This window comes from Streptomyces pactum (assembly GCF_002005225.1).
GTDB classification, from domain to species: Bacteria; Actinomycetota; Actinomycetes; order Streptomycetales; family Streptomycetaceae; genus Streptomyces; species Streptomyces pactum_A.
In genome coordinates, this window is the sequence record NZ_CP019724.1 from 5,038,996 (window position 1) to 5,065,049 (window position 26,054).

Consider the following 26,054-nt stretch of genomic DNA (forward strand, 5'->3'; position numbering starts at 1 on the left):
GCGCGTGGGGGGCCGCCTCACTTGAACCTGCGCACCCCCGACGGCGTCACCACCGCGTCCACCGGCCGGTCGTGGGGCTCGGCGGGAACGTGCGCGACGACCTCGGAGTCGTACAGCAGGACCAGCAGCGCGGGACGCGCACCCGCCCGGTCCAAACGCGCGAGGACCCGGTCGTACGATCCGCCGCCGCGCCCCAGCCGCATGCCGCGCCCGTCGACGGCCAGGCCCGGCAGCAGCACGACGTCCGCCTCCGTCACCGCGTCCGGCCCCAGGCGCTCCCCGGCGGGCTCGGACAGGGCCATCCGCCCACCGTGCCGCACGAGCGTCAGGGAGTCCTCCCCGGTGTACTCGCCCCAGTCGAGGTCGTTGTCCGGAAGCAGCGCCGGCAGCAGGACGCGCACGCCCCGCGCGCGCAGCGCGTCCAACAGCGTGAGGGTGCCCGGCTCGGCGCCCACGGAGACGTATGCCGCCACGGCGTGTGCCCGCGCGACCTCCGGCATCCCGAGCGCCCGTTCGGCCAGCGAGAGCGCCGCTTCCCGCACGTCATCCGCCGTCAACCCGTTCCTCACCGCGAGGAACTCCCGCCGCAACGCCCGCTTGTCAGGTTGGGCAGTAGGTCCGATGTGACTCAAAGGTCGCTCCCGTACCTCTCTAATGCGCTCATATGAGCGCCATTGATCCGGAGTCACAGATTCTCCCCATTGGCACCGGATATGGTGGCGCGCATGACTCAGTCCCACCCCAGGATCAGCAAGGCTGTCATCCCCGCAGCCGGGCTCGGTACCCGGTTCCTGCCGGCCACCAAAGCCACTCCCAAGGAGATGCTGCCGGTCGTCGACAAGCCGGCGATCCAGTACGTGGTCGAGGAGGCCGTGGCCGCGGGCCTCGGCGACGTCCTCATGGTCACGGGCCGCAACAAGCGTCCCCTGGAAGACCACTTCGACCGCAACTACGAACTGGAGTCCGCCCTTCAGAAAAAGGGTGACGCGAGCAGGCTGGCCAAGGTCCAGGAGTCCAGCGACCTCGCCATGATCCACTACGTCCGCCAGGGCGACCCCAAGGGCCTCGGTCACGCCGTGCTGTGCGCCGCCCCGCACGTCGGCGACGAGCCCTTCGCGGTCCTGCTCGGCGACGACCTGATCGACCCGCGCGACCCGCTGCTGCAGCGCATGATCGAGGTTCAGGAGCAGTACGGCGGCAGCGTCGTCGCCCTGATGGAGGTCGCGCCCGAGCAGATCCACCTCTACGGCTGCGCGGCCGTGGAGAGCACCGAGGACGGCGACGTCGTCAAGGTGAGCGGACTGGTCGAGAAGCCCGACCCGGCCGACGCGCCCTCCAACTACGCCATCATCGGCCGCTACGTGCTCGACCCGCACATCTTCGACATACTCCGCAAGACCGAACCAGGCCGCGGCGGCGAGATCCAGCTCACCGACGCCCTCCAGCAGCTCGCCGAGACGCACACGACGGCGGCCACCGCCGCGGGGAAGGCCGGCGGCCCGGTGCACGGCGTCGTCTTCAAGGGCCGCCGCTATGACACAGGTGACCGCGGCGACTATCTGCGTGCCATTGTCAGACTCGCGTGCGAACGTGAAGACCTGGGCCCGGACTTCCGGACCTGGCTTCGCAGTTACGTAGCCGAGGAGATGTAACGACGTTGAGCACAGCGCACCGTGACACCGGCCACGACCACGCCCCCGCGGACTTCGGTCCGGACCGGCTGTGGTCGGTGCAGGACCACCTGGACGACATCCTCGCAACCGTCCGCCCCCTGGAACCCATCGAGCTGAACCTGCTCGACGCCCAGGGCTGCGTCCTGGTCGACGACATCACGGTGCCGCTCTCCCTGCCGCCGTTCGACAACAGCTCCATGGACGGGTACGCGGTGCGGGTCGCCGACGTCGCGGGCGCGAGCGAGGAGTTCCCCGCCGCCCTCGAGGTCGTCGGGGACGTCGCCGCCGGCCGGGCCGAACCGCTGTCCGTGGGCCCCGGCCAGGCCGCCCGCATCATGACGGGCGCGCCGCTCCCGCCCGGCGCCGAGACCGTCGTCCCCGTGGAGTGGACCGACGGCGGGCTCGGCGAGGGCCCGGTGGCCGGAATGCGCGCCCGCAGCCTGGCCCCCGAGGGCGCCGAGGGCCAGGTCCACGTGTACCGCCCGGCCCAGGCACGCGCGCACGTCCGCGCGAAGGGCAGCGACGTCAGGTCCGGTGACCGCGCCCTGGAGGCGGGCACGGTCCTCGGCCCGCCGCAGATCGCGCTGCTCGCCGCGATCGGCCGGGGCAGGGTGCGGGTACGCCCGCGTCCGCGCGTGGTGGTGCTCTCCACCGGCAGCGAACTCGTCCAGCCCGACGAGGAACTGGCCCACGGCCAGATCTACGACTCCAACAGCTTCGCCCTCACCGCGGCCGCCCGCGACGCCGGCGCCATCGCCTACCGCGTGGGCGCCGTCGCCGACGACGCCGAGACCCTGCGGTCCACCATCGAGGACCAGTTGGTCCGCGCCGACCTGATGGTCACCACCGGCGGGGTGAGCGTCGGGGCGTACGACGTCGTCAAGGAGGCGCTCGCGCACGTCGCCGACGAGGACGAGCCGGGCGGCGGCGTGGACTTCCGCAAGCTCGCCATGCAGCCCGGCAAGCCCCAGGGCTTCGGCTCCATCGGCCCCGACCACACGCCGCTGCTCGCCCTGCCCGGCAACCCGGTGTCGTCGTACGTCTCCTTCGAGTTGTTCGTCCGCCCCGCGATCCGCACCCTCATGGGCCTCACCGACGTCCACCGCCCGACGACCACCGCGTCCCTGGCCGCGGACAAGGCGCTGACCTCGCCGAGGGGACGCCGGCAGTTCCTGCGCGCCAGCTACGCCGACGGCTCGGTCACCCCGGTCGGCGGTTCCGGCTCCCACCTCGTGGCCGCCCTCGCGCACGCCGACGCGCTGATCGTCGTCCCCGAGGACGCCGAGACCGTGGAGCCCGGCGCCGAGGTCGAGGTGGTCCTGCTCGGCTGACCTTGCCCGCTTGGCGGTACCGTGTCGCGCACAGCAGGCCCACGCGCCGCACCGCGCCGGGCCCGGACCGGGAGCGCCACACGAGCATGAGTACGCAGGACCGACCCCCGCACGACGGCCAGGACGCGCACGACCCGCGGGACCGGCTGACACACATCGACGAGGCGGGCGCCGCGCGGATGGTCGACGTGTCCGGCAAGGACGTGACCGCACGCACCGCGCGCGCGAGCGGACGCGTCCTCGTCGCGCCCCGCGTGGTGGAGCTGCTGCGCGGGGAGGGGGTCCCCAAGGGCGACGCCCTCGCCACCGCGCGCATCGCGGGCATCATGGGCGCCAAACGCACCCCGGACCTGATCCCGCTGTGTCACCCGTTGTCGGTCTCCGGTGTGAAACTGGAGCTGTCGGTCGCGGACGACGCCGTGGAGATCACCGCCACGGTGAAGACGACGGATCGCACGGGTGTCGAGATGGAGGCGCTCACCGCGGTCTCCGTCGCCGCGCTCACCGTGGTCGACATGGTCAAGGCGGTCGACAAGGGAGCGGTCATCACGGACGTACGGGTAGAGGAGAAGACGGGCGGCAAGTCGGGCGACTGGAGCCGGGCATGACACTGGACGGGCCGGCCGGGGGCGCCCTCCCCGCGCCGTACAGCGCCCTGGTGGTCACCGCCTCCAACCGGGCCGCCGCCGGGGTCTACGAGGACAGGGGCGGCCCCCTGGTCGCCGAGGGACTGCGCCGCTTCGGCTTCGCCGTCGACGGCCCCCGGGTCGTCCCCGACGGCGACCCCGTGGAGGCCGCCCTCCGGGCAGGCGCCGAGGCGGGCTACGACGTGATCGTCACCACCGGCGGCACCGGTGTCTCGCCCACCGACCGCACCCCCGAGGCGACCCGGGCGGTGATCGCCTACGAGGTTCCCGGCATCGCGGAGGCCGTTCGGGCGTACGGCCGGGACAAGGTGCCGACCGCGGTGCTCTCGCGGGGCCTGGCCGGAGTGGCGGGCCGCACGCTGATCGTCAACCTGCCGGGTTCCGCCGGCGGGGTGAAGGACGGCCTCGCCGTGCTGGAGCCCTTGCTGACACACGCCGTGGACCAGCTCCGCGGCGGCGACCACCCGAGACCGGCCAGTGGCGGGGGTGCGAGCTGAACAGCCCATCCTGGCCCGTGGAGCTGGTGGACGGCGACCTCGTCCTCAGGCCGATAAAGCTGCGCGACCAGCGGGCCTGGCGCGAGGTGAACCGGCGCAACCGCGACTGGCTGCGACCGTGGGAGGCGACCATTCCGCCGCCTACGCCGGGCGGTCCGCTCACGCACCGGCCCACCTACCGCCAGATGGTGCGGCACCTGCGGTCCGAGGCCCACGCGGGGCGGATGCTGCCCTTCGTCATCGAGTACCAGGGGCGGCTGGTGGGGCAGTTGACGGTGGCCGGCATCACCTGGGGCTCGATGTGCTCCGGGCACGTCGGCTACTGGGTGGACGAGGCGGTGGCCGGCCGCGGAGTGATGCCGACCGCCGTGGCGATGGTGGTGGACCACTGTTTCCGCACCGTCGGGCTGCATCGGGTCGAGGTCTGTATTCGCCCCGAGAACGCGCCCAGCCGGCGGGTCGTGGAGAAACTCGGATTCCGCGAGGAGGGCCTCAGGCCGCGTTATCTCCACATCGACGGAGCCTGGCGCGACCATCTCGTCTTCGCGCTCACCGCGGAAGAGGTCCCGGAGGGGCTGCTGCGACGCTGGCACCGGTCACGGGGCCGGAGCGCCCGGAACACCGGGAATTGAATAAACGTTCGATATTGACCGAGGGTCGACCGTCCGGAACGGATAATTACACGACCCTGACAGTCGTCTGATCGCATCGATCACAAAAAAAGTTCGAAATATCAGCCAGATCGTGCGACACACCGGCTCAATTGGCGGATGGCCTCAAGCAAACCCCTCTACCGTGTGAGGCGTGAGCAGCAGCGGCCTCATCTACGCAGTCATCGTCGGGGCCTGGGCCGCCTACTTGGTGCCGATGTGGCTCCGTAGGCAGGACGAGCTGAACGAGGCCCGTCCGACGGAACGCTTCAGCACCGCCATCCGGCTGCTGTCCGGACGGGCGGGCATGGAGCGCCGGTACGCCAAGGACCTGCGGTCGCGCTCCGCCGACGAGGCGGAGCCCGACGCCGACGCCCCGGACGCCGTCACCGACTCGGTGGACGTCCGGGCGTTCGCCGTGTCCAGAACGCGCCGGCACCCCGTGCCCGACGCACGGCAGCAGCCCGCGGCCCAGCCCGCCGGGCAGCCCGAACCGGCGCGCCAGGAGACCGGCGGCCGCCCGCACGGCCCCAGACCCGAACAGGCCCCCGGGCCCGGCCAAGCGTCCGGGCCCAGCCAAGCGTCCGAGCCCGGGCAAGCGTCCGAGCCCGGCCACGCGTCCGAGCCTGGCCACGCGTCCGAGCCTGGCCACGCGTCCGGTCCCGCATCCGGTCCCGCGTCCGGAACCGGTGTGGCAGCGGCGCGCAGGCGCGTGCCGCAGGCCCGGCGCGCACCCGTCTCACCGGCGGCCGCAGCCCGGGCCCGGCGCACCAAGGTGCTCGCGCGCCGTCGGCGTACGACGGTGATGCTGTTCCTGGCCTTCACGCTCGGCTCGGTCGTCGCGGCGGTCGGCGGGCTCGCCTTCCTGTGGGCGCCCGGGGTGCCCGCGGTGCTGCTCAGTGCCTACATCGCCTATCTGCGCTCCCAGGAACGCCACCGGTTCGCCTTCCACATGGACCGCCGCCAGGCCGAGGTCGCCGCGCAGCGGCTGCGCGACGGCGACCGCCGGCCACGGAGGCGCACGCCGGCCGATCCCGTCGGCGCCGTGGGCGACCCCGACGCCGATGAGCCGGACGACGGACCCGAGGAGGAGCCCGACTCCGGCCTGTCGGCGCTCGCCGCGGACCGGCGCGCGCTGGTGGAGCAGACCGACCACGCCGAGTGGGTCGACCAGCAGCGCGAGCGGCAGCGGCGGCCGCAGGGCGATAGCTGGGACCCGGTTCCCGTACCCCTGCCCACCTACGTGACCGCGCCGGTCGCCCCCCGCGCCACGCCCGACGTGGACCTCACGGCGCCGGACGCGTGGAGCTCGGCACGTTCCAGCGCCGTGGCCGACCAGGAGGACGTGGCGGCCGACCCAGGGCCGGACCGCCCGGCCGCCCACACCGAGGACCGGCCGGAGACCCCGGGCCGCAGCGACGCCCGCCGCGCCGCGTCCGCCCGCCGGGCCCGGGAACGGGGCCGCACGCCGCTCTTCGACCAGTACGAGGACGGGGGCCGCCCCCGCGCGGCCAACGAGTAGCCCGTGCCGGGACCGCCCCGCACCGCTCCCTCCGGGAGCGCCGGAAGGGATTTTTGAGCAGGCCGGTCGGGGTGCTAAAGTTTCACTCGTTGCAAGGGCCTGTGGCGCAGTCCGGTAGCGCACCTCGTTCGCATCGAGGGGGCCAGGGGTTCAAATCCCCTCAGGTCCACGCACATTGGCGAAGGTCCCGTCCGATCATCACGATCGGACGGGACCTTCGTCGTTTCGTCGTTTCGTCGTTTCGACGTTTCGTCGGAAGGTCGACCGTAAGGCCGAGATAAACCCGTGACCGGGCATCGTGCAACCTTCACCGTTACCAGCGGGTCACCTGTGCGCGGTGCCACCGCAGTGGCACCGTCCTGTCGTCTGGGGAACGGAAGAGAAACATGAGACGTAGCTCCCTGCGCGCGCCGTGGGCTCGCGCGGCAGTGGCCACGGTGGCCGCCGCGGGACTCGCCACGCTCGGAGCGGCCGGAGTCGCACAGGCCAAGGACGGCCAGGCGCCGCTCCCCGTCACCATCACCGGTCCCGGCAAGGTGGACCTGGCGCTGGACGGAGCCGAGGACGAGCCCGGAGAGCCGCAGATCCGGCTGGGTCTGACCGGCCCCGGGGAGTGGGACCCGGACAGCGACACGGACCCGGAGCCGGTCCCGAACAACGGTTACCGCGTCACCGTCGACGCCACCGCCCTCAAGGGCTTCGCCGAGGTCGGCCTGCCGCCGTCCTGCGACGCGGACGGCCTGATCGCCGTCTGCGACTCGAGCAGCCTGTACCCCGGCGACTCCTACAACCCGAGCTGGAGCATCCGCCTCGACCTGAAGGACACCGCCGAGGCCGGGGACTTCGGCGAGATCAAGGTGACCGGCGAGGGCGAGGGCCTGGCGTTCAACGAGCACACCGTCGACGTACTGGTCGGCGGACCGGAGCTGCTGAAGAAGAAGCTCCCGGCCGAACCCGGCGACTTCGAGGCCGGTGACACCTACAGCGCACCGCTCGGCTTCCGCAACGTCGGCAGCATGCCGGCCGACGGCGTGGTGCTGCGCTTCGGCGGCACGCGCGGCCTGTCCTTCCCCGACTCGTACGACAACTGCTCGTACGCGGAGGAGAACGAGGACGACCTGATCCGCTACCGGAAGGTCGCCCTGTGCACCTTCGAGGGCGAGTTCCCGCCGAACACGGCCTACGAACTGAGCGAGCCGGTCCGGGTGAAGACCGCGGACTTCGCGCTCGGCGACATCTTCCACTACGGCTTCGACGCGGTCGGCGCCGAAGAGGCCGGCGCGCTGCGGGCCGGCGCCGACTACCGGCAGGGTTCCGGCAGGACGCTCACCCTGAAGCCGGTCAAGGACGGCCAGAGCGGTGACTACACGAAGTACGCCGAGATCGACCTGCCCACGCGGAACAGCTACGACCTCGACCTCACCGGTGCGCGCGTCGACGGCGAACAGGGCGAGACCGTCACGGTCGAGATCGGTCTGAGCAACCACGGGCCCGCCTGGATCGGGGCGCTGCGCTCGGGCGGTGAGCCGCTGGGCTTCAGTGTGCGGATCCCCGAGGGCGCGAGCGTCGTGGACAGCCCCTGCCGTCCCATGGACGACGAGGCCACGTCCGAGTACCTCTGCTTCGCCGACACCCCGTTCCTCGAGGACGACCGGCGCACCTTCGCCTTCCAGCTCCGCATCGACGAGGTCGTCGAGGGCGCCAAGGGCAAGATCGCCCTTCCGGAGTGGGACAACCCGTGGGAGGGCGACCCGTCCAACGACGCCGGCTGGATCGTGCTGAACGGCACCGGCGACGAGGAGACGCCGGGCGACACCGGCGGGTCCACGGGCGGTACCGACGGCGGTGCCACGGGCGGTTCCGGTACCACCGGCGGCTCGCAGACCACGGGCGGCTCGCAGACCTCGGGCGGCACCGGTACGACCGGCGGCTCGGCCTCCACCGGGGGCGCCACCGGCGGTACCGGCACGGGCGGTGCCGGGTCCACCGGTGGCACGACCGGCGGCCAGTCGCCGCAGGGCGGCGAGGGAGGCCTGCTGGCCTCCACCGGTTCCACGGCGCTGCTCGCCTCGGCCGGCGCGGTGCTGGCGCTCGCCGCGGGTGGCGTGCTGTTCGCCGTCTCCCGCCGTCGCAGGGCAGCCGACACGGTCTGACGAGAGGCCCGACGAGGCCCGACCAGGCCCGACCAGGCCCGACGAGGCCTGATGAGGACCCGGTGATCAGGCGCTACGGGACCTGGAGAGCCTTCGCGTAGCAGAGGCTGTCCTCGTGGAAGCGGTAGAAGCCGAACTTCCCGCACGGTTCGTAGCCGCTGGAGGTGTACAGGGCCACGGCCTCCGGCTGCTTGGTGCCGGTCTCCAGCACCATGCGGGTCCGGCCCGCCGCACGGGCGTCCTCTTCCAGGGCGGCCAGGATGCGGCGGGCCAGCCCGCGGCCGCGCACCTGCTCGATCACGAACATCCGCTTGAGCTCGGCGTCCCCGTCGAGGTAACCCTCGTCGTTGGTCTCCTGGCTGCGCCAGCCGCCGGAAGCCACGGGGACGTCGTTCTCGTCGTACGCGATGAGATACAGGCCGTTCGGCGGCGTGAAGTCGGCCGGGTCCAGGTGCGTGGCGTCGCCGCCGTCGCCGTAACGGACGTCGTACTCGGCCTGGACCTCGTCGTTGAGCTTCACGGCGTCGGGGTGGTCGAAGGGGACCCGGCGTATGTTCATGCTGCCTACCGTATATGAATGCGTAATCCGGAGCGGGACATCGTCCAGTGTGCCGGTATCGTGCCCTGGTGCTCACCGTGACCTCCGTAAATGTGAACGGTCTGCGTGCCGCCGCGAAGAAGGGCTTCGTGGAGTGGCTCGCCGACACCTCCGCCGACGTGCTGTGCCTCCAGGAGGTGCGGGCAGAGCCTCAGCAACTGCCGGAACACGTCCGCACGCCCGACGGCTGGCACGTGACGCACGCCCCCGCCGCCGCCAAGGGCCGCGCCGGCGTCTCCCTCTACACCCGCCGCGAGCCCGACCGCGTCCAGGTCGGCTTCGGCTCGACGGAGTTCGACGCCAGTGGCCGGTACGTCGAGGCGGACCTGCCCGGTGTGACGGTCGCCTCCCTTTACCTGCCGTCCGGAGAGGTCGGCACCGAGCGCCAGGACGAGAAGGTCCGCTTCATGGGCGAGTTCCTCGCCTACCTCAAGGAACTGCGCGAGCGGGCCGCCGCCGACGGCCGCGAGGTCGTCGTCTGCGGCGACTGGAACATCGCCCACCGCGAGGCCGACCTCAAGAACTGGCGCGCCAACAAGAAGAACTCCGGCTTCCTGCCGGAGGAGCGGGAGTGGCTGAGCCGCGTCCTCGACCCCGCCGAGGGCGGCTACGTCGACGTCGTGCGCGCCCTGCACCCGGACGTCGAGGGGCCGTACTCGTGGTGGTCGTACCGGGGGCGGGCCTTCGACAATGATTCAGGTTGGAGAATCGACCTCGCCGTCGCGACCCCCCGGCTGGCCGCGCGGGCGGTCAAGGGGTTCGTCGAGCGAGCTGCCAGCCACGAGGAACGGTGGTCGGACCACGCGCCGGTGACAGTGGTCTTCGAGTCGTGACGGGCCGAGCGGGCAGCCGGCCTGCCGTGCCCGCTCGGCCGATGCCTCGGTTCAGCGGGTGTGCCGTACGGCGTTGTCGCTGCCCAGGGTGAACGACAGACGTGAGGTGTCGGGCCCGGTCAGCCTGGCTGTGTCACCACCGCAGCGGCCCTTGGCGACGGTGACGCGGGCGCCGCTGGCGAGAAGGCGGTCACGGGTGACCGGCACGTCGGTCCCCGTGGTCTCCCGGTACTGGGCGACCGTGTACGACTCCAGCCAGTCCGAGCGCATGGACGCAGGCGCGGGACACACGTCGCCTCGGGCGGTCGCCCGGCACGCATAGTCGCCGTGCGGGTAGCCCTTGCGGGCGGCGAAGTACATGCGCCCGTCGCAGCCGGAGCAGTGAGCGATTGCGGTGAGCAGGGCGTTCGTGCGGGCTCTGTGACGGCTGCCCCTTGAGCGAGCCCGTAACCGGTCCTGCAGGACGCCGAACTCGTCCTCTGTCAACAGTGGCGGGCCGATCAGGACGGGCGACCCTTCGGGACCCCGGACAGTCTGCCCCTTGTGGATCCGGTGCCCCATGAGGGACGGGCTCCGCAGCACCTTGGACAGGGTGCCGGACGTCCACCGAAACCGGTCGAAGTCGCGTCCGTGACGGCGGCCGCCCATGGGTCGGCCCTGGAGCTGGGCGTGGCGGTCGCGGGGCACCGGCACACCGGCATCGTTGAGCTTGCGCGCGATCGCGATGAGGGACAGCCCTTTCCCCACGTCCGTCACGATGGCGCGGACGAGGCTGGCGGAGTCGGGGTCGGGAGCGAGGCACCAACCGCTGCCGGACGGATGGGGCGCCTTCCGATAGCCGAACGGAACGAGGCCGCCTCCGTAGCGGCCGATCATGCGGAGTGCGGCATGGCTGCTCGTGAGCCGGGTGGAGAGGGTGTGGGCCTCATCCTCGGCGACCCTCGCCAGGTCCATGCATCTACGGATGACCGCGTCGTCAGCCTGCGGCGGGATGACGAGTGGGCCGTCATCCTCCTGGCCGCCGAACACGAGTGTCCGTTCGAACTGCCGTGTCCACGCGATGAGCTCGGCCATGTGTGCCACCGACCGCACGGCTCGGTCGACGTGTGACCAGACGACGGCGTCGTATTCGTCGGGGTGGCGCAGCCAGATCGACAGTGACGGGCGTTCGAAGGGGGACTTGTTCCGGGCCGAGACACCGAGGTCCGCTGCCTCGGCGACCAAGGCGAGACCAAGCTGTTGGGCGCACCGGTGGATAGTGCCGCGCTGGCGGTCCGGTGACGTGGTCGCGTCCGTGAGCTGGCTGATGCGCAGAACACCGAGTGCCCTGGGCCGTTGGGTGGTGGATGTGGCGATCGGACATCGCGAGGCCGCTCTGTGGCTACGCTTGGGCATGTCGACGCTCCTTGGCAGGGTCGGCCGTACCCCGGGGCTGGTCGCACAGTCGCCGGGGCCTTTTCGATCTCACTGTCGGAGCAGAAACCGGCTTTCGCCTGTGGTTTCCCGAGGAGTAGCCCGATGGGGTGAACGGGTCAGGCGGAGTCGGTCGGTTTCCGCGTCCGCCGGTCCAGCGCCAGGGACAGTTCCGCCTCCACCACGCTGCGGGCGAGCGGGCGCAGGCGGTGGAGTTCCCGTTCGGGGGCGTGGCGCAGGATCAGGTCGGCGAAGAGGTCGGCGAGGGCGTCGGCGTGTTCGCGGACGCGGGCGCCGGCCCGGAGTACCTCGCCGAGGGGGATGCCCTCGCGGACCAGGGCCGAGGAGACCTCCAGCAGGCGGTGGCTGATGTGGACGAGTTCGTCGCCGTCGGTGCCGAGGTAGCCGAGGTCCATCGCGGCGGCCAGGTTCTCCGGGGTGACCTCGCCCTCGAAGCGGGCGGCGAGTTCCTCGGGGGTGAGGCGGACCGGGGTCTCCTCGGTGGGTTCGCCGAGGCCCAGCAGGTCGCCGACGTCGCGGCCGTGGTCGAAGGCGTCGGCGAGTTCCGCGATGCCGTTCAGCGTGTGGCCGCGCTCCAGCAGCGCCGCGATGGTGCGCAGGCGGGCCAGGTGGTGGTCGTCGTACCAGGCGATGCGGCCCTCGCGGCGGGGCGGTGGGATCAGTTTGCGCTCGCGGTAGAAGCGCAGGGTGCGCACCGTGATGCCGGCCAGCCCGGCCAGTTCCTCCATGCGGTATTCGCGCTTCTCGGTCACGTCCCGACCCTAAGTCGTACCGCCGGTAACTTTCCTCCGTCCGCCCCCTACCCATGAGTACGGAGCTGTTCTACTCTCCCCATTGCGCCAGTGTTCACTGGCGGAGTTCTAGGCGACGCGTGGAGGCTTCGGGATGGCCGAGCACGAGCAGGTTCAAGAACACGTGCGGGTGGCGGTGATCGGGTCCGGCTTCGGTGGGCTGGGGGCCGCGGTGCGGCTGCGCCGTGAGGGGGTCACCGACTTCGTCGTCCTGGAGCGGGCCGGGAGCGTGGGCGGCACGTGGCGGGACAACAGCTACCCCGGGTGCGCCTGTGACGTGCCGTCCCACCTGTACTCCTTCTCCTTCGCGCCCAACCCCGAGTGGCCGCGCGCCTTCTCCGGGCAGGAGCACATCCGCGCCTACCTGGAGCACGTCACCGACACCTTCGGGCTGCGCCCCCACATCCGCTTCGACTCGGAGGTGAAGCGGATGGCGTGGGACACCGGGCGACTGCGGTGGGAGATCGAGACCGCGAGCGGGAATCTCACCGCCGACGTCGTGGTCTCCGCGACCGGGCCGCTGTCCGACCCCAAGGTGCCGGACATCCCGGGGCTGGACTCCTTCCCCGGCAAGGTCTTCCACTCGGCCCGCTGGGACCACGACTACGACCTCACCGGCAAGCGGGTCGCCATGATCGGCACCGGCGCCTCCGCCATCCAGATCGTGCCGTCCATCCAGCCCAGGACCGGCCGCCTCACCCTCTTCCAGCGCACCCCGGCCTGGGTGATGCCCCGCATGGACCGGGCGATCAGCGGCGCCGAGCGCGCCCTGCACCGGGCCCTGCCCGTCACCACCAAGCTGCGCCGCGGGCTGCTGTGGGGCATCCGCGAACTCCAGGTGCAGGCCTTCACCAAGCACCCGGGCGAACTGGGCTTCGTCGAGCAGATCGCCAAGCGCAACATGGCCGCCGCCATCAAGGACCCGGCCCTGCGCGCCAAGCTCACCCCCGACTACCGCATCGGCTGCAAGCGGATCCTGCTGTCGAGCACGTACTACCCCGCGCTCGCCGAGCCCAATGTCGACGTGGTCGCGAGCGGGCTCAGCGAGGTGCGCGGTTCGACCCTCGTCGCCGCCGACGGCACCGAGGCCGAGGCCGACGCGATCATCTTCGGCACCGGCTTCCACGTCACCGACATGCCCATCGCCGAGCGGGTCGTGGGCGCCGACGGGCGGACGCTCGCCGAGACCTGGAAGGGCGGCATGCAGGCGCTGCGCGGCGCCGCGGCGGCCGGCTTCCCCAACTTCATGACGGTCATCGGGCCCAACACCGGCCTCGGGAACTCGTCGATGATCCTGATGATCGAGTCGCAGCTCAACTACATGGCCGACTACCTGCGCCAGATCAACGTCCTCGGCGGCCGGGTCGCCCTCGACGCCCGGCCCGCCGCCGTGCGGAACTGGAACCACCGGGTGCAGGAGCGGATGAAGCGCACGGTGTGGAACACCGGCGGCTGCACGAGCTGGTACCTGGACGCGAGCGGCCGCAACACCACCGTCTGGCCCGGTACGACCGCCGAGTTCCGGCGCGTGACGCGGCACGTGGACCTCGCGGAGTACGACGTGCTGCGCCCGGCCGCCGCCGGGGCGGCCCGCGGCGCGGACGCGGACGCCGAGGCGGACCCCGGCGCGGAGGCGAACGCGGAGGTGGGCGCGTGAGCCGCCTCCCGCACGTCGCCGACGGACCGTACGCACCGCCCGTCCCCGCCCGCGAACTGACCGTCACCGCCGCCGACGGCGCCCGGATACACGTCCAGGTGCACGGCCCCGGGAACGCCCCCGCGGTCGTCCTCGCGCACGGCTGGGCCTGCTCGACCGCCTTCTGGGCGGCGCAGATCCGGTCCCTGTCCGCCGACCACCGGGTCATCGCCTACGACCAGCGCGGCCACGGCCGCAGTCCGGCGAACCCGGCGTGCGGCACCGAGGCCCTCGCCGACGACCTCGAAGCCGTCCTGGAGGCCACGCTGGCACCCGGTGAACAGGCCGTGATCGCCGGGCACTCCATGGGCGGCATGACGGTGATGGCCGCCGCCACCCGGCCCGCGGTGCGCGCGCACGCGGCGGCCGTCCTGCTGTGCAGCACGGGCAGCTCGCGGCTGGTGGCGTCCGCGACCGTGGTGCCGCTCGGGGAGGGCCGGGTACGGACCTGGCTGACCCGGCGGGTCCTCGGCTCCCGGGCGCCGCTCGGGCCGGTCACGCCGCTCGCCCGCAGGATCCTCAAGTACGGGACGATGGGTCCTGGTTCGGCCCCGCACATGGTCGACGCCTGCGCCCGCGTCGTGCACGCCTGCCCGCGCAAGGTGCGCCACGCCTGGTCCCGGGTGCTCGACCTGCTCGACCTCGACCACGGCGTGCGGGAGTTGCGGATGCCGGTCGAGCTCGTCGTCGGCACCGCCGACCGGCTGACCCCGCCCGTGCACGCCCGCTCGCTGGCGGCCGCGCTGCCGAACTGCGTGGGCCTGACGGAGCTTCCGGGCCTCGGCCACATGACGCCGGTGGAGGCGCCGGAGCTGGTCACCGGGAAGATACGCGCCCTCGCCGCCGCCCACATGTCCGCCGCACGCACCGAAGACGCCGTAGAGGCCGTACACGCCGAGGAGAGCGCATGAGCAGGGTGAGTCTGGAAGGACGGGTCGCCGTCGTCACCGGAGCCGCGCGGGGCGTCGGGGAGTTGCTGGCCCGCAAGCTGTCCGCGCGCGGGGTGAAGGTGGCGCTGGTCGGCCTGGAGCCGGACGAGCTCAAGCAGGTCTCGGCCCGGCTGCACAGCGAGAGCGGGCACTGGCACGCCGACGTCACCGACCACGAGGCGATGGCCCGGGTCGCCCACGAGGTCAAGGAACGGTTCGGCAGGATCGACATCGTCGTCGCCAACGCGGGCGTCGCCACCGGCGGGCCCTTCGTCGAGTCCGACCCGGAGTCCTGGCGGCGGGTGATCGAGGTCAACCTGGTCGGCTCGGCGGTCACCGCCCGCGCCTTCCTGCCGGCGCTGCTGGAGAGCCGCGGCTACCTGCTCCAGGTCGCGTCCCTCGCCGCCCTCACGCCCGCGCCGATGATGAGCGCCTACTGCGCCTCCAAGTCCGGTGTCGAGGCGTACGCGCACTGCCTGCGCGGCGAGGTCGGCCACCGGGGCGTGAAGGTCGGCGTCGGCTATCTGTCCTGGACCGACACCGACATGGTGCGCGGCGCCGACCAGGACGACGTCATGCGCGAACTGCGGCAGCGGCTGCCCTGGCCGTCCAACAAGACCTATCCGCTGGGCCCGGCGGTCGACCGGCTCGTGGAGGGCATCGAGCGCCGTTCCGCCCACGTCTACGGGCAGTGGTGGCTGCGCGGCATGCAGGGCGTGCGCGGCTACCTGCCGGCCGTCATCGGCACCGTCGGACAGCGCGAGATGCGGCGCTTCGGGGACCGGCTGAACGGCGTGCGCGTCGGCCTGGTCGGAGCGGGCGGAGCGGCCGACGAACAGCGCCCCGGCAGCACGGTTACCGTCCGTAAGTGATCGACATGCGCACGGTCACGGCTCGTGTGAATCTGATCGGGCCCGGCCGATCCGGCCGGGCCCGAACATCACAGGAGTGAACCCACATGGGTATGAAGGATCAGTTCCAGGACAAGGCCGAGCGCATGCAGCAGCAGGGCAAGCAGCGGGCCGACCAGGCCAGGGAGCAGTTCCAGAACCGCGACCGCCGTCGTGACGAGGACGAGATGGACCCGTCGCGCCGCCGGGACGCGGAGGAGCGGGGCCCGTCCTCGCGCCGCCGCGACGAGGACGAGCGCTTCGAGGAGAGCTACGACGCCTGACGCGCCGCGCCTGAATCGAAGGGGCGCCCCCCAGCAGGGAGGGCGCCCCTTCTTCATGTCCTCGTTCCCGTCGTTCCCGTCGTTCCCGTCGTTCCCGTCGTTCCCGTCGTGTTCCTCGTCCCCCCCCCATGTCCGTCTCATGTCCGTTCCCGCGTCCGCGGCGGCAGCGGCGGCCGCGACCGGTCGGGTACGTCGTCGTAACCGGGCGGCGTGGCGGGCGGGCTGGTCTCCAGCAGTTCCAGCGCCAGCCGGACCGCCTCGTCCAGCACCGGGTAGCGGCCCTCGGCCCAGTCCAGCGGCGTGCGCAGCGCCTCGACGTCGGGGGCGACGCCGTGGTTCTCCACGGACCAGCCGTAGGCCTCGAACCAGGCCGCGTTCATCGGCACCGTGATCACCGTGCCGTCGCCGAGGCGGTGCCGGCCGGTCATGCCGACCACGCCGCCCCAGGTGCGCTGCCCGACCACCGGGCCGAGCCGCAGCAGTTGGAACGCGGCCGTGATCATGTCGCCGTCGGAGGACGTCGCCTCGTCCGCGACCGCCACGACCGGCCCGCGCGGCGCGTTGGAGGTGTACGACACCGGCTGCGCGTCCCGCGTCAGGTCCCAGCCCAGGATCGTGCGGGTCAGCTTCTCGATGACCAGTTCGCTGATGTGCCCGCCCGCGTTGCCGCGCACGTCCACGATGAGCGCCGGCCGGGAGACCTCCATGCGCAGGTCGCGGTTGAACTGCGCCCAGCCGGAGCCGCCCATGTCGGGGATGTGCAGGTAGCCGCACCGCCCGCCGCTCAACTCCCGTACCAGCTCGCGGCGTTTGGCCACCCAGTCCTGGTAGCGCAGCGGCCGTTCGTCGACGAGCGGCACGACGGCGACCCGGCGGGACGGTCCCGGGCCGCCGTCCGCCGGTGCGAAGGTCAGTTCCACCGTCGTGGCGCCCGCGCCCGCCAGCAGCGGGTACGGACCCGCCACCGGGTCAACCGGGCGGCCGTCCACGTGGGTCAGCACCGCCCCCTCCCGGATGCCCGTGCCGGCGAGCGGGGAACGGGCCTTGGAGTCGGAGGAGTCGCCGGGCAGGATGCGCCTGACCACCCAGCGGCCGTCCCGGCACACGAAGTTGGCGCCGAGCAGCCCCTGCCAGCGCTGGTAGTGCGCGGGGCCCTCGTTGCGCCGGGCGGCGACGACGTAGGCGTGCGAGGTGCCGAGTTCACCGAGCACCTCGCGGAGCAGGTCGGCGAACTCGTCCGGGGAGGCGACCCGGTCGAGCAGCGGGCGGTACTGGTCCAGCACCGCGTCCCAGTCGATGCCGCACATGCCGGGCTCCCAGAAGTAGGCGCGGATCAGCCGGCCCGCCTCGTCGTACGCCTGGCGCCACTCGGCGGCCGGGTCGACCTCGTGCAGGATGCGGCGCAGGTCGATCCAGGTGGTCGAGTCGGCGTCGCCCGCCTCGGTCGCCGGTACGGCGCGCAGGTCGCCCTCGTCGAGCACGACCAGGCGGGTTCCGTCGCCGCTGACCCGGAACCAGTCCAGGTGGTCTACCAGTTCGGACTTCTTGGCCTTGGCGAGGTTGAAGTGCTCCAGGGTGGGCCGCTCGCTCGGGTCCGCCGGGTTGGCGAAGGTCTCGCCGAGCGCGCCCGAGATCGGCCAGCGCAGCCAGACCAGGCCGCCGCCCGCGACCGGGTGCAGTGCCGAGTACTTGGACGCGGTGACCGGGAACGGGGTCACCCGGGCCTCCAGCCCCTCGACCTCGACGGTCACCGCACCGCCCTCACCGGTCTCGTCCTCCAGCGGGTCCAGGCCCCCGGCGGCGGGGCGGCCCTCCGGGTTCAGCGCGAAGGGCGAGGGGGTCGCGGAGGACAGCGGCACCAGGTAGGGGCGGCAGCCCAGCGGGAAGGACAGGTCGCCGGTGTGCACGTCGTACACCGGGTCGAAGCCGCGCCAGGACAGGAAGGCGAGGTAGCGGCCGTCCCGCGTGAAGACGGGGTTCTCGTCCTCGAAGCGTCCGTCGGTGACGTCGACGACGAGCGGTCCCTCCTGCCCGTTCTGGACGTGGATGCGGGCCATCTTGATCTGCCGCAGCGAGCGCCCGATGCCCGGGTGGGACCAGGTGAGCCAGGCGCCGTCGGGGGAGAAGGCGAGGTCGCGCACGGGGCCGTTGACGGACCGGATCAGCTCCGTGACGTCGTCGCCGCCGCCGACGCGCGGCCCGGTCTCCGTGCCCGCCGCGCCCTCGGCGTCCGCCGCGCCCTCCACTTCCTCCACCACCTGAAGGGCGTCCGTCTCCTGCGTGACGTCGAGCAGCAGCAGCCGCCCGTCGTGGGAGGCGATGGCGAGCCGCTCGCCCGCCGGGTCCGAGACCAGTTCCAGGACCCGTCCCAGCCGCCCCGAGGCGAAGCGACCGGTCGCGCGGCCCCCGGTCGCGCGTGGCAGGTGGGCGATCTCGACCGCGTCCTCGCCCTCCGCGTCCGTCACGTACGCGATCCGCCCGCTCGCCCCGAGCATCTCCGGCAGCCGCACCCGTACCCCGGGGGTGTCGGCGATGGTGCGGGCCGGGCCGTCGCGGTGGGTGAGCCAGTACAGGCTGCCGCGTACGACGACGGCGCTCGCGCGGCCCGTCTCGTCGGCGGAGACACCGTCCACGTGCTGGGCGGCGGGCACCTGGTACGTACGCCGTCCCGCGCGCGGTCCGCCCAGCCGGACGTCGAGCCGGCGCGGCACCGAGCCGGACGACAGGTCGTCGACGATCCACAGGTCACCCGCGCACTGGTACACCACACGGGTGCCGTCGCTCGCGGCGTGCCGGGCGTAGCAGGCGTCGTGGTCGGTGTGCCGGCGCAGATCGGTGCCGTCATGGGCGCACGAGTAGAGGTTGCCGACGCCTTCGTGGTCGGAGAGGAAGACGATCCGCCCGCCGACGATCATGGGGGAGTGCAGATGCCCCTGGAGGTCGGGCAGGAGCCGTTGCCCGTGCAGCCAGAGCCGGCCGGTGGCGCCGCCCCGGTAGCGCTTCCAGGCGGCGGGTTCGTGCGGCGGGGTGCCGGTCAGCAGCAGGGTCCTGCGTTCCCCGTCGAGGTCGGCGGCCTGGATGTCGGTGACCGGGCCCCAGGGGAGTCTGCGGCCGGGGTCACCGTCCGGATCGACCTTGTGGGCCCAGGTCAGGTGGGAGAAGGGCTCACCGTGCGAGGAGACGGCGAGGACGGCCGTACTGCCGTCCGGGTCGGGCGGCGTCCAGCCGCACACCCGCGCGTCCAGGCTGCCCCAGTGCGTGAGCTGCCGCCCGGGGCCGCCGTCCACCGGCACGAGGTGGACCTCCGGCACCAGACTGCGCCAGCTCGTGTACGCGATGTGGCGGCCGTCGGGTGAGAAGCGCGGGTGGCCGGCCTTGGTGCGGTCGACGGTGAGCCGCCAGGCACGGCCCGGTCCGTCGAGGTCGGCGAGCCAGAGGTCGTCCTCGGCCACGAAGCAGAGCCGGTCGCCGCTGAGGTGCGGAAGGCGCAGATAACTCACCCACCCCATGCTTTGCCGGGGGCCGCGCCCCGGCAACTCGACCCGCTGCTTACGAGTAACCGACAACCGTGACGCAGAACACGAACGAAACCGTTTCGTTTCGTTAGGGGCTGGGGTACATTCGTCGTGTACGAAACGGTGTCGTTCTGACGGAGTGGACGAGAGGAGCGGGCGAGATGGCCGAGGTCACCAGCGCACGCCGCAGTCGGATCACCCCCGAACGCGAGGCCGAGCTGTACGAGGCCGTGCTCGACCTGCTCCGGGAAGTCGGCTACGACGCCCTCACCATGGACGCCGTGGCGGCCCGCACCCGGTCCAGCAAGGCGACGCTCTACCGCCAGTGGGGCGGCAAGCCCGAGCTGGTCGTCAAGGCCATCCGGCACGGCAAGCCCGGCGAGATCGGCGAGGTCGACACGGGTACGCTCCGCGGCGACCTGCACGCCCTGATGGCCCGCGAGGACGACTGCACCATGGCGCAGAACTCCGCGCTGATGCGGGGCGTCGCCATGGCGATCCATCAGAACCCGGACCTGCGTCAGGCGTTCCGGGAACAACTCGTCGAACCCGAGATGGCGGAGTTCCGGCGCCTGCTGCAACGCGCCATCGACCGGGGTGAGATCAGAGCGGACTGTCCGGCGCTGGACTTCCTCGTGCACATGCTGGTCGGCGGTTTCGCCACCCGCACGCTGCTCGACGACCAGCCGCCGACCCGGGCCTTCCTCACCTCCTACATAGACGCCGTGATCCTCCCCGCCCTCGGCGTCCCCACCCCCTGAACGTCCCCCTCCCCGCCGAGTCCCACCTGAGCCCCACCTGAGCCCCATCTGACGTCACCGCTCACGTCGTCGGGCTGATCACCCCTGCCCTGAAGACCCACGACCTGACCGGGAGTACGCCCTCGTGGCCACGTTCCTCTACAAACTCGGCCGGCTCGCCTTCCGCCGACGGCACTTCGTCGCCCTGATGTGGGTGGCGCTGCTGACGCTCGCGGGTGTCGGCGCGACCAGTGCCCCGCCCGCCGGCACCACGTCCTTCTCCATCCCCGGCACCGAGGCCCAGAAGGCCTTCGACCTGCTGGAAGAGCGCTTCCCCGGCACCAGCGCCGACGGGGCGACCGCGCGCGTCGTCTTCAAGGCACCGTCCGGCGAGAAGATGACGGACGCCGGCCACAAGGCGACCGTCGAGCAGACCGTCTCCGGCCTGGCCGACGGCTCCGAGGTCGCCTCGGTCGCCGACCCGTACACGGGCAACGCCGTCAGCAAGGACGGCACGATCGCCTACGCGTCGGTGAAGTACGACGTCTCCGGCATGGAGCTGGAGGACTCGACCAAGGACGCCCTGGAGGACGCCGCCCAGCAGGCGCGCGACGCCGGGCTGACCGTCGAGGTCGGCGGTGACGCGCTCCAGGCCGTCCCGCACACCGGCGCCACGGAGGTCATCGGCATCGCGGTCGCCGCCGTCGTCCTCGTCATCACCTTCGGCTCGCTGGTCGCGGCCGGGCTGCCGCTCCTGACGGCGCTGATCGGTGTCGGCATCGGCGTCTCCTCGATCACGGCCCTCGCCAGTGCGCTGGAACTGGGCTCCACCACCTCCATCCTGGCGATGATGATCGGCCTCGCGGTCGGCATCGACTACGCGCTCTTCATCGTCTCCCGCTACCGCGCCGAACTCGCCGAGGGGCGGGAGCACGAGGAAGCCGCGGGCCGGGCGGTCGGCACCGCCGGTTCGGCGGTCGTCTTCGCCGGCCTCACGGTCGTCATCGCCCTGGTCGGCCTCGCGGTCGTCAACATCCCGATGCTGACCAAGATGGGCATCGCGGCGGCCGGCACCGTCGCCATCGCGGTCCTGATCGCCCTGACGATGGTCCCCGCGCTGCTCGGTTACGCCGGCCGCAGGGTCAAGCCCACCGGCGCGAAGAGCAAGCTCCTGGGCGGCGGCCGCGGCGGCAAGAAGGCCGGCGAGAAGGCCGGCGAGAAGGCCGGCGAGAAGACCGACGGCAAGCCGGCCAAGGCCAACCTGGGTACCCGCTGGGCGAGCTTCGTCGTCCGCCGCCCGCTGGCCGTCCTCCTCCTGGGCGTCATCGGCCTCGGAGCCGCCGCGATCCCCGCGGCCTCCCTGGAACTGGGCCTGCCCGACGACGGCTCGCAGCCGACGTCCACCACCCAGCGCCGGGCGTACGACCTGCTCTCGGAGGGCTTCGGGCCGGGCTTCAACGGTCCGCTGATGGTCGTCGTCGACGCGAAGGGGAGCGACGCCCCCAAGCAGGTGTTCACCGACGTCTCCGACGAGATCAAGGACCTCGAGGACGTCGTGGCGGTGACCCCGCCCGCGCCCAACAAGGGCGGCGACACCGCGACGATCACCGTGATCCCGGACTCCAAGCCGTCCTCCGTCCAGACCGAGGACCTGGTGCACGCCATCCGCGACGCGGGCGGTGACATCGAGGCGGACACCGGCGCGGAGACCCTGGTCACCGGCTCGACGGCGATGAACATCGACGTCAGCCAGAAACTGAACGACGCGCTGGTGCCGTACCTGGTGCTGGTCGTCGGCCTGGCCTTCCTCCTCCTGATCGTGGTCTTCCGCTCGATCCTGGTCCCGCTGAAGGCGGCGCTCGGCTTCCTGCTCTCCGTCATGGCGGCCCTCGGCGCGGTCGTCGCGGTCTTCCAGTGGGGCTGGCTGTCCGGCCTGATGGGCGTCGAGGAGACCGGCCCGGTCATGTCGATGATGCCGATCTTCATGGTCGGCGTGGTCTTCGGCCTGGCGATGGACTACGAGGTCTTCCTGGTCACCCGCATGCGGGAGGCCTACGTCCACGGCGAGAAGCCCAACCAGGCGGTCGTCACCGGCTTCAAGCACGGCGCCAGGGTCGTCACCGCCGCCGCGGTCATCATGATGGCGGTCTTCGCGGGCTTCATCGGCTCCAGCGAGTCGATGGTCAAGATGATCGGCTTCGGACTGGCGATCGCCGTCTTCTTCGACGCGTTCGTCGTCCGCATGGCCATCGTCCCGGCGGTCCTCGCCCTGCTCGGCCGGAAGGCCTGGTGGCTGCCGAAGTGGCTGGACCGCGCGCTGCCCAACGTGGACGTCGAGGGCGAGGGCCTGCGCACGGCCGAGGAGCGGGGCTCGGGCCCCGACGAGGACCGGGAGCTGGTACGCACCTGACGCGCCGCCTCTGACAGGAGGACGACAGACCAGCCGGTGAGGGCTCCGTGGGGACGGGGCTGCCCTCACCGGCTTCCTCTTCTCCCGCCGGCTGTCCCGGCTCCTCCCCGGCTCCGTCCCGCACTGTCCCGGCTGTCTCGCTCGTCGTCGCCGGGCGGCCGGACGGCCGGGCCGCCCCGACGGTGACCGGCGATCCCGGTCGCGTGCAACGTACAGCCACCGCTACCGTGCCGCCCATGACTACGACCGACGGCACCTCCCACGCCGAGCCCTCCGCCGCCCACCCCCGTTTCGCCGAGGCCCTGCGCGGGCTCGGCCTCGGTGACCTGGCCGAACGGGCCCGGCGCTTCCCGGAGGCCACGCGCACCGCCGCCGAGGCCGCCGCCGCGATCGGGTGCGAGCTGAGCCAGATCTGCAAATCGCTGATCTTCGCCGCCGACGGCGTTCCCGTGCTGGTCCTCATGGACGGCGCCTCCCGCGTCGACCTGGACCGGGTCCGGGAGGTGCTCGGCGCGCGGAAGGTCACGCGGGCCAGGGCCGACGTCGTACGGGAGACGACCGGGTACGCCATCGGCGGCGTGCCGCCCTTCGGACACCGCGACAGGACCCGGGTGCTCGCCGACCGGTCCCTCCTCACCCACGAGGTCGTGTGGGCCGCCGCCGGCACCCCGTACGCCGTCTTCCCGATGGAACCCGAGGAGCTCGTCGCCACCGCCGGCGCCACCCTGGTGGACGTGCGCGAGCGCTCGGAGTGACCCCCCTGGTCACCGGGGCCGTCCTGTTCGCCGCGATCACGCACGCCGCCTGGAACGCCATCGCCCACCGGATCACGGACAAGCTGACCGGCTTCGCGCTGATCTCGGGCGGCGGCATGCTCATCGGGCTCGCGCTACTGCCGTTCACGGCGTTCCCGGCGGCCGGGGCGTGGCCGTACCTCCTCGTCTCCGCCGCGATCCACCTCGCGTACTACGCCCTGCTGATGCGGTCCTTCCGGCTGGGCGACTTCGGCCAGGCCTACCCCATCGCCCGCGGCAGCGCACCGCTGCTGGTCACCGTCCTCGCCGCCGTCTTCGCCCACGAGGTGCCGGACGGCTGGGCGACCGGGGGCATCCTGGTGTCCTGCGCCGGGCTGACCGGCGTCGCCCTGTGGGGGCTGCGCGGACGCCGGCCCGACTGGGCGGCGATCGGCGCGGCCCTGGCGACCGGGGTGACCATCGCGGCGTACACCGTCGTCGACGGACTGGGCGTACGCGCCTCCGGGTCCTCCCTCGGGTACATCGCCTGGCTGATGGCGGTGCAGGGGACGGTCCTGCCGGCGTACTTCCTGTACCGCCACCGCGCCGGGGCCTGGGCGCTGCTGCGGCCGCACGCCCGGCTCGGACTGATCGGCGCGGTGCTGTCCGTCGCCGCGTACGCGCTGGTCCTGTGGGCGCAGACCCGCGCCGAGCTCGCGCCGATCGCCGCCCTGCGCGAGTCCTCCATCCTGGTCGGCGCCGCGATAGGGGCCCTCTTCTTCAAGGAGCGGTTCGGCGCGCCCCGGATGGCGGCGGCGGGCCTCCTCGTCGTCGGGATCGGGCTGATGCTCCACACGGGATGACCGGGATGACCGGGATGACGGGGACGCGCGGGACAGCCGGGATGGGCCGCGACGGCCGGGATAGTGCGTACGGCCGTTGCGAGGAGCACCCTGGAAGCAAGTGTTCCGGAGGTGATCGTCATGATGCACACCGCAGTGGGATGGCATGTCGAGCTGGAGTTCATGGAGGACGACCAGCACACGCGGGCGGTCGCGATGGTGCGGCTCCCCGACGGCAGCGAGGTGCGCGCGCACGGCCACGCCAGCCGCCACCGCGTCGACTCCCACCAGCCGAGGGTCGGCGAGGAGGTCGCGGGGGCACGTGCTTTGAACGAGCTCGCGATGCACCTGCTCACCAAGGCGCACGACGAGATCGACGCGGCGTCGGGGAGGACCTCGCACCCCATCCACGTGTGAACCGCTGTGAGCGGCCGCCCGCCACCGCCGTCAGGCGGGAGGGGGCGGCCGCCGTCACCCCGGCCGCCGCACCTGCGACGGGCGGGTCCGTGACCGCCGCATCTGCGACGGGCGGACCCGTGACCGCCCACCTGCGACGAGCGGACTCGCGACCGCCGGAGACCGCGCCGGTCGGCCCTCCCGCCACGCGCTACGATCCGCGCCGCGCCGCGACCCGTGACGCTCAGCCCGCGGCGAGCGACGCCCGCACCGCCCGCACCAGCGCCTGCGCGCGCGGGTCCGCCGTGACCGTCTTGCGGAAGCCGTTGGTGACATAGCCGAAGGCGATGCCCGCCTCCGGGTCGGCGAAGCCGAGGGCGCCGCCGCGGCCCGGGTGCCCGAAGGAACCGGGGGACAGGAACGGGGACGCGCTGCCGTGCAGCATGTAGCCGAGTCCGAAGCGGGTGCCCACGACGAGGACCCGGTCCGGACCGGCCGACTCCTCGGCGCGGGCCCGCTCCGTCGTGGCCGGGTCGAACAGCCGCGCGTGCCGTGTCACGCCGTCGACGTCGCCGATCAGCGCCGCGTAGAAGCGGGCCAGCCCGTCGGCCGTCGCGATGCCGTTGGTCGCAGGGAGGGCCGCCGCCCGGTACGCCGGGTCGTTCTGGTCGGGGAACGGCGTGATCGCGGCGAAGGCGCGGCGGGTGAGGGAGTCCGGGTCCCGGTAGGCCTCGGTCACGGACCGCTTGGGACGCAGGCGCGGGCCGCTCCCCGAGGGCTCGGGGTCCTCGACGCGGCCGACCCGCCCGGTCCGGCCCGCCGCCTCCTCGGCGGAGGGCAGGCCGAGCCACAGGTCCAGGCCCAGCGGCCGGGCGATCTCGTCCGCTATCCACTCACCGGTGCTCCGCCCGTCGCCCGCCCTGCGGACCAGTTCGTCCAGCAGCCAGCCGTACGTCAGCGCGTGGTAGCCGTGGTCGGTGCCCGGTTCCCAGACGGGTGCCTGGGCGGCGACGGCCCGCGGGCCCCGCAGCGGGTCGAGGGCTTCCTCCGGGGTGAGGGGGTGGTCGAGGAGCGGCAGCCCGGCCCGGTGGTTCAGCACGTGCCGGACCAGTACCCGCTCCTTGCCGTGCGCCTTGAACCCGGGCCAGTACTCGCCCACCGGCGCGTCCAGGTCCAGCTCCCCGCGCTGGTGCAGCAGCAGCGGTACGGCGGCGGCGACGCCCTTCGTGGCCGAGCGCACGACCTGGGCGGTGCCCCGGCGCCACGGTTCGGTGCCGGCCGTGTCATCGACGTCCCTGGTGCCGCCCCACAGGTCGACGACCTTGCGCCCGTCCCGGTAGACGGCGACCGCCGCGCCCCGGTCCCCGAGCGCGGCGAAGTTCCGTGCGAACGCGTCCCTGACCGGCTCGAAGCCCTCGGCCACTGTGCCGTGCACGTCCACGTCCACTCTTCCGCTTCCCTTCCGATCACCTGCGACAGTGGGTGCAAC

General features: G+C 72.6%; 23 protein-coding genes and 1 tRNA gene. 18 read left to right on the plus strand and 6 right to left on the minus strand.

What is annotated here, in order from left to right:
• Positions 1 to 17: 17 nt before the first annotated feature.
• Positions 18 to 632, minus strand: a complete 615-nt coding sequence (locus tag B1H29_RS21495) for a 5-formyltetrahydrofolate cyclo-ligase (RefSeq protein ID WP_055417385.1) — start codon at positions 630 to 632, stop codon at positions 18 to 20.
• A gap of 93 nt (positions 633 to 725) precedes the next feature.
• Here B1H29_RS21495 and galU point away from each other — a divergent pair, with 93 nt between their 5' ends.
• From galU to B1H29_RS21535, 8 genes are all read left to right on the plus strand, one after another.
• Positions 726 to 1,652, plus strand: coding sequence for a UTP--glucose-1-phosphate uridylyltransferase GalU (gene galU, locus B1H29_RS21500; RefSeq protein WP_055417787.1), 927 nt, complete (start codon positions 726 to 728; stop codon positions 1,650 to 1,652).
• 5 nt (positions 1,653 to 1,657) lie between these two features.
• Positions 1,658 to 3,004: a molybdotransferase-like divisome protein Glp gene (gene glp, locus B1H29_RS21505; RefSeq protein ID WP_409350899.1), complete on the plus strand. Its 1,347-nt coding sequence runs from the start codon at positions 1,658 to 1,660 to the stop codon at positions 3,002 to 3,004.
• Between the two features lie 86 nt (positions 3,005 to 3,090).
• Complete coding sequence (gene moaC / locus B1H29_RS21510) at positions 3,091 to 3,612, plus strand: cyclic pyranopterin monophosphate synthase MoaC (protein ID WP_055417384.1); 522 nt, start codon at positions 3,091 to 3,093, stop codon at positions 3,610 to 3,612.
• On the plus strand, positions 3,609 to 4,148 hold the full coding sequence (locus B1H29_RS21515) for a MogA/MoaB family molybdenum cofactor biosynthesis protein (protein WP_055417383.1): 540 nt from the start codon (positions 3,609 to 3,611) through the stop codon (positions 4,146 to 4,148). The genes moaC and B1H29_RS21515 overlap by 4 nt, the downstream gene beginning before the upstream one ends.
• A 17-nt stretch (positions 4,149 to 4,165) precedes the next feature.
• Positions 4,166 to 4,780 (plus strand): GNAT family N-acetyltransferase, encoded by a 615-nt coding sequence (locus tag B1H29_RS21520; protein WP_055417382.1) that lies wholly within the window; start codon positions 4,166 to 4,168, stop codon positions 4,778 to 4,780.
• Positions 4,781 to 4,952: 172 nt separating this feature from the next.
• Positions 4,953 to 6,320 (plus strand): divisome protein SepX/GlpR, encoded by a 1,368-nt coding sequence (gene sepX, locus B1H29_RS21525; RefSeq protein ID WP_055417381.1) that lies wholly within the window; start codon positions 4,953 to 4,955, stop codon positions 6,318 to 6,320.
• A gap of 95 nt (positions 6,321 to 6,415) precedes the next feature.
• Positions 6,416 to 6,489: transfer RNA gene (locus B1H29_RS21530), tRNA-Ala, on the plus strand.
• 217 nt (positions 6,490 to 6,706) lie between these two features.
• Positions 6,707 to 8,473 carry a hypothetical protein gene (locus B1H29_RS21535; RefSeq protein ID WP_055417380.1) on the plus strand — a complete coding sequence of 589 codons (1,767 nt, stop codon included), beginning with the start codon at positions 6,707 to 6,709 and terminating at the stop codon, positions 8,471 to 8,473.
• Positions 8,474 to 8,546: 73 nt separating this feature from the next.
• On the opposite strand, the gene B1H29_RS21540 is transcribed toward B1H29_RS21535, so the two are convergent.
• The gene (locus tag B1H29_RS21540; protein ID WP_055417379.1) at positions 8,547 to 9,032 is read right to left on the minus strand and encodes a GNAT family N-acetyltransferase; all 486 of its coding nucleotides are present in this window, start codon (positions 9,030 to 9,032) and stop codon (positions 8,547 to 8,549) included.
• Positions 9,033 to 9,100: 68 nt separating this feature from the next.
• On the opposite strand from B1H29_RS21540, the gene B1H29_RS21545 reads away from it, so the two are divergent.
• A complete protein-coding gene (locus B1H29_RS21545) occupies positions 9,101 to 9,904 on the plus strand; it encodes an exodeoxyribonuclease III (protein ID WP_055417785.1) in 804 nt (267 codons plus the stop codon).
• Positions 9,905 to 9,955: 51 nt separating this feature from the next.
• Here B1H29_RS21545 and B1H29_RS21550 read toward each other — a convergent pair whose 3' ends face one another.
• Positions 9,956 to 11,299, minus strand: coding sequence for a recombinase family protein (locus B1H29_RS21550; RefSeq protein ID WP_079160372.1), 1,344 nt, complete (start codon positions 11,297 to 11,299; stop codon positions 9,956 to 9,958).
• A 137-nt stretch (positions 11,300 to 11,436) separates the two neighbouring features.
• Positions 11,437 to 12,090, minus strand: a complete 654-nt coding sequence (locus B1H29_RS21555; protein WP_055417377.1) for a MerR family transcriptional regulator — start codon at positions 12,088 to 12,090, stop codon at positions 11,437 to 11,439.
• Positions 12,091 to 12,223: 133 nt separating this feature from the next.
• Between B1H29_RS21555 and B1H29_RS21560 the strand changes: the two genes are divergently transcribed.
• The 4 genes from B1H29_RS21560 (at position 12,224) to B1H29_RS21575 (ending at position 15,928) form a co-directional block, all read left to right on the plus strand.
• Positions 12,224 to 13,786, plus strand: coding sequence for a flavin-containing monooxygenase (locus B1H29_RS21560; RefSeq protein WP_055417376.1), 1,563 nt, complete (start codon positions 12,224 to 12,226; stop codon positions 13,784 to 13,786).
• Positions 13,783 to 14,736: an alpha/beta fold hydrolase gene (locus tag B1H29_RS21565; protein WP_055417375.1), complete on the plus strand. Its 954-nt coding sequence runs from the start codon at positions 13,783 to 13,785 to the stop codon at positions 14,734 to 14,736. The genes B1H29_RS21560 and B1H29_RS21565 overlap by 4 nt, the downstream gene beginning before the upstream one ends.
• Positions 14,733 to 15,626 (plus strand): SDR family oxidoreductase, encoded by an 894-nt coding sequence (locus B1H29_RS21570; RefSeq protein ID WP_055417374.1) that lies wholly within the window; start codon positions 14,733 to 14,735, stop codon positions 15,624 to 15,626. Before B1H29_RS21565 ends, B1H29_RS21570 begins: the two co-directional genes overlap by 4 nt.
• Positions 15,627 to 15,712: 86 nt before the next feature.
• A complete protein-coding gene (locus B1H29_RS21575; protein ID WP_055417373.1) occupies positions 15,713 to 15,928 on the plus strand; it encodes a hypothetical protein in 216 nt (71 codons plus the stop codon).
• Positions 15,929 to 16,065: 137 nt separating this feature from the next.
• On the opposite strand, the gene B1H29_RS21580 is transcribed toward B1H29_RS21575, so the two are convergent.
• Positions 16,066 to 19,437, minus strand: coding sequence for a S41 family peptidase (locus B1H29_RS21580; protein WP_055417372.1), 3,372 nt, complete (start codon positions 19,435 to 19,437; stop codon positions 16,066 to 16,068).
• Between the two features lie 167 nt (positions 19,438 to 19,604).
• On the opposite strand from B1H29_RS21580, the gene B1H29_RS21585 reads away from it, so the two are divergent.
• The 5 genes from B1H29_RS21585 (at position 19,605) to B1H29_RS21605 (ending at position 24,586) form a co-directional block, all read left to right on the plus strand.
• On the plus strand, positions 19,605 to 20,204 hold the full coding sequence (locus B1H29_RS21585) for a TetR/AcrR family transcriptional regulator (RefSeq protein ID WP_055417371.1): 600 nt from the start codon (positions 19,605 to 19,607) through the stop codon (positions 20,202 to 20,204).
• 124 nt (positions 20,205 to 20,328) lie between these two features.
• A complete protein-coding gene (locus B1H29_RS21590; protein WP_055417370.1) occupies positions 20,329 to 22,593 on the plus strand; it encodes an MMPL family transporter in 2,265 nt (754 codons plus the stop codon).
• A gap of 236 nt (positions 22,594 to 22,829) precedes the next feature.
• The gene (locus B1H29_RS21595) at positions 22,830 to 23,348 is read left to right on the plus strand and encodes a YbaK/EbsC family protein (protein WP_055417369.1); all 519 of its coding nucleotides are present in this window, start codon (positions 22,830 to 22,832) and stop codon (positions 23,346 to 23,348) included.
• A complete protein-coding gene (locus B1H29_RS21600) occupies positions 23,345 to 24,190 on the plus strand; it encodes a DMT family transporter (RefSeq protein ID WP_055417368.1) in 846 nt (281 codons plus the stop codon). The genes B1H29_RS21595 and B1H29_RS21600 overlap by 4 nt, the downstream gene beginning before the upstream one ends.
• 120 nt (positions 24,191 to 24,310) lie before the next feature.
• Positions 24,311 to 24,586: a DUF1876 domain-containing protein gene (locus B1H29_RS21605; RefSeq protein ID WP_055417784.1), complete on the plus strand. Its 276-nt coding sequence runs from the start codon at positions 24,311 to 24,313 to the stop codon at positions 24,584 to 24,586.
• 223 nt (positions 24,587 to 24,809) lie between these two features.
• Here the strand turns inward: B1H29_RS21605 and B1H29_RS21610 are convergent, their stop codons facing one another.
• Positions 24,810 to 26,006, minus strand: coding sequence for a serine hydrolase domain-containing protein (locus B1H29_RS21610; RefSeq protein WP_055417783.1), 1,197 nt, complete (start codon positions 26,004 to 26,006; stop codon positions 24,810 to 24,812).
• Positions 26,007 to 26,054 lie beyond the last annotated feature (48 nt).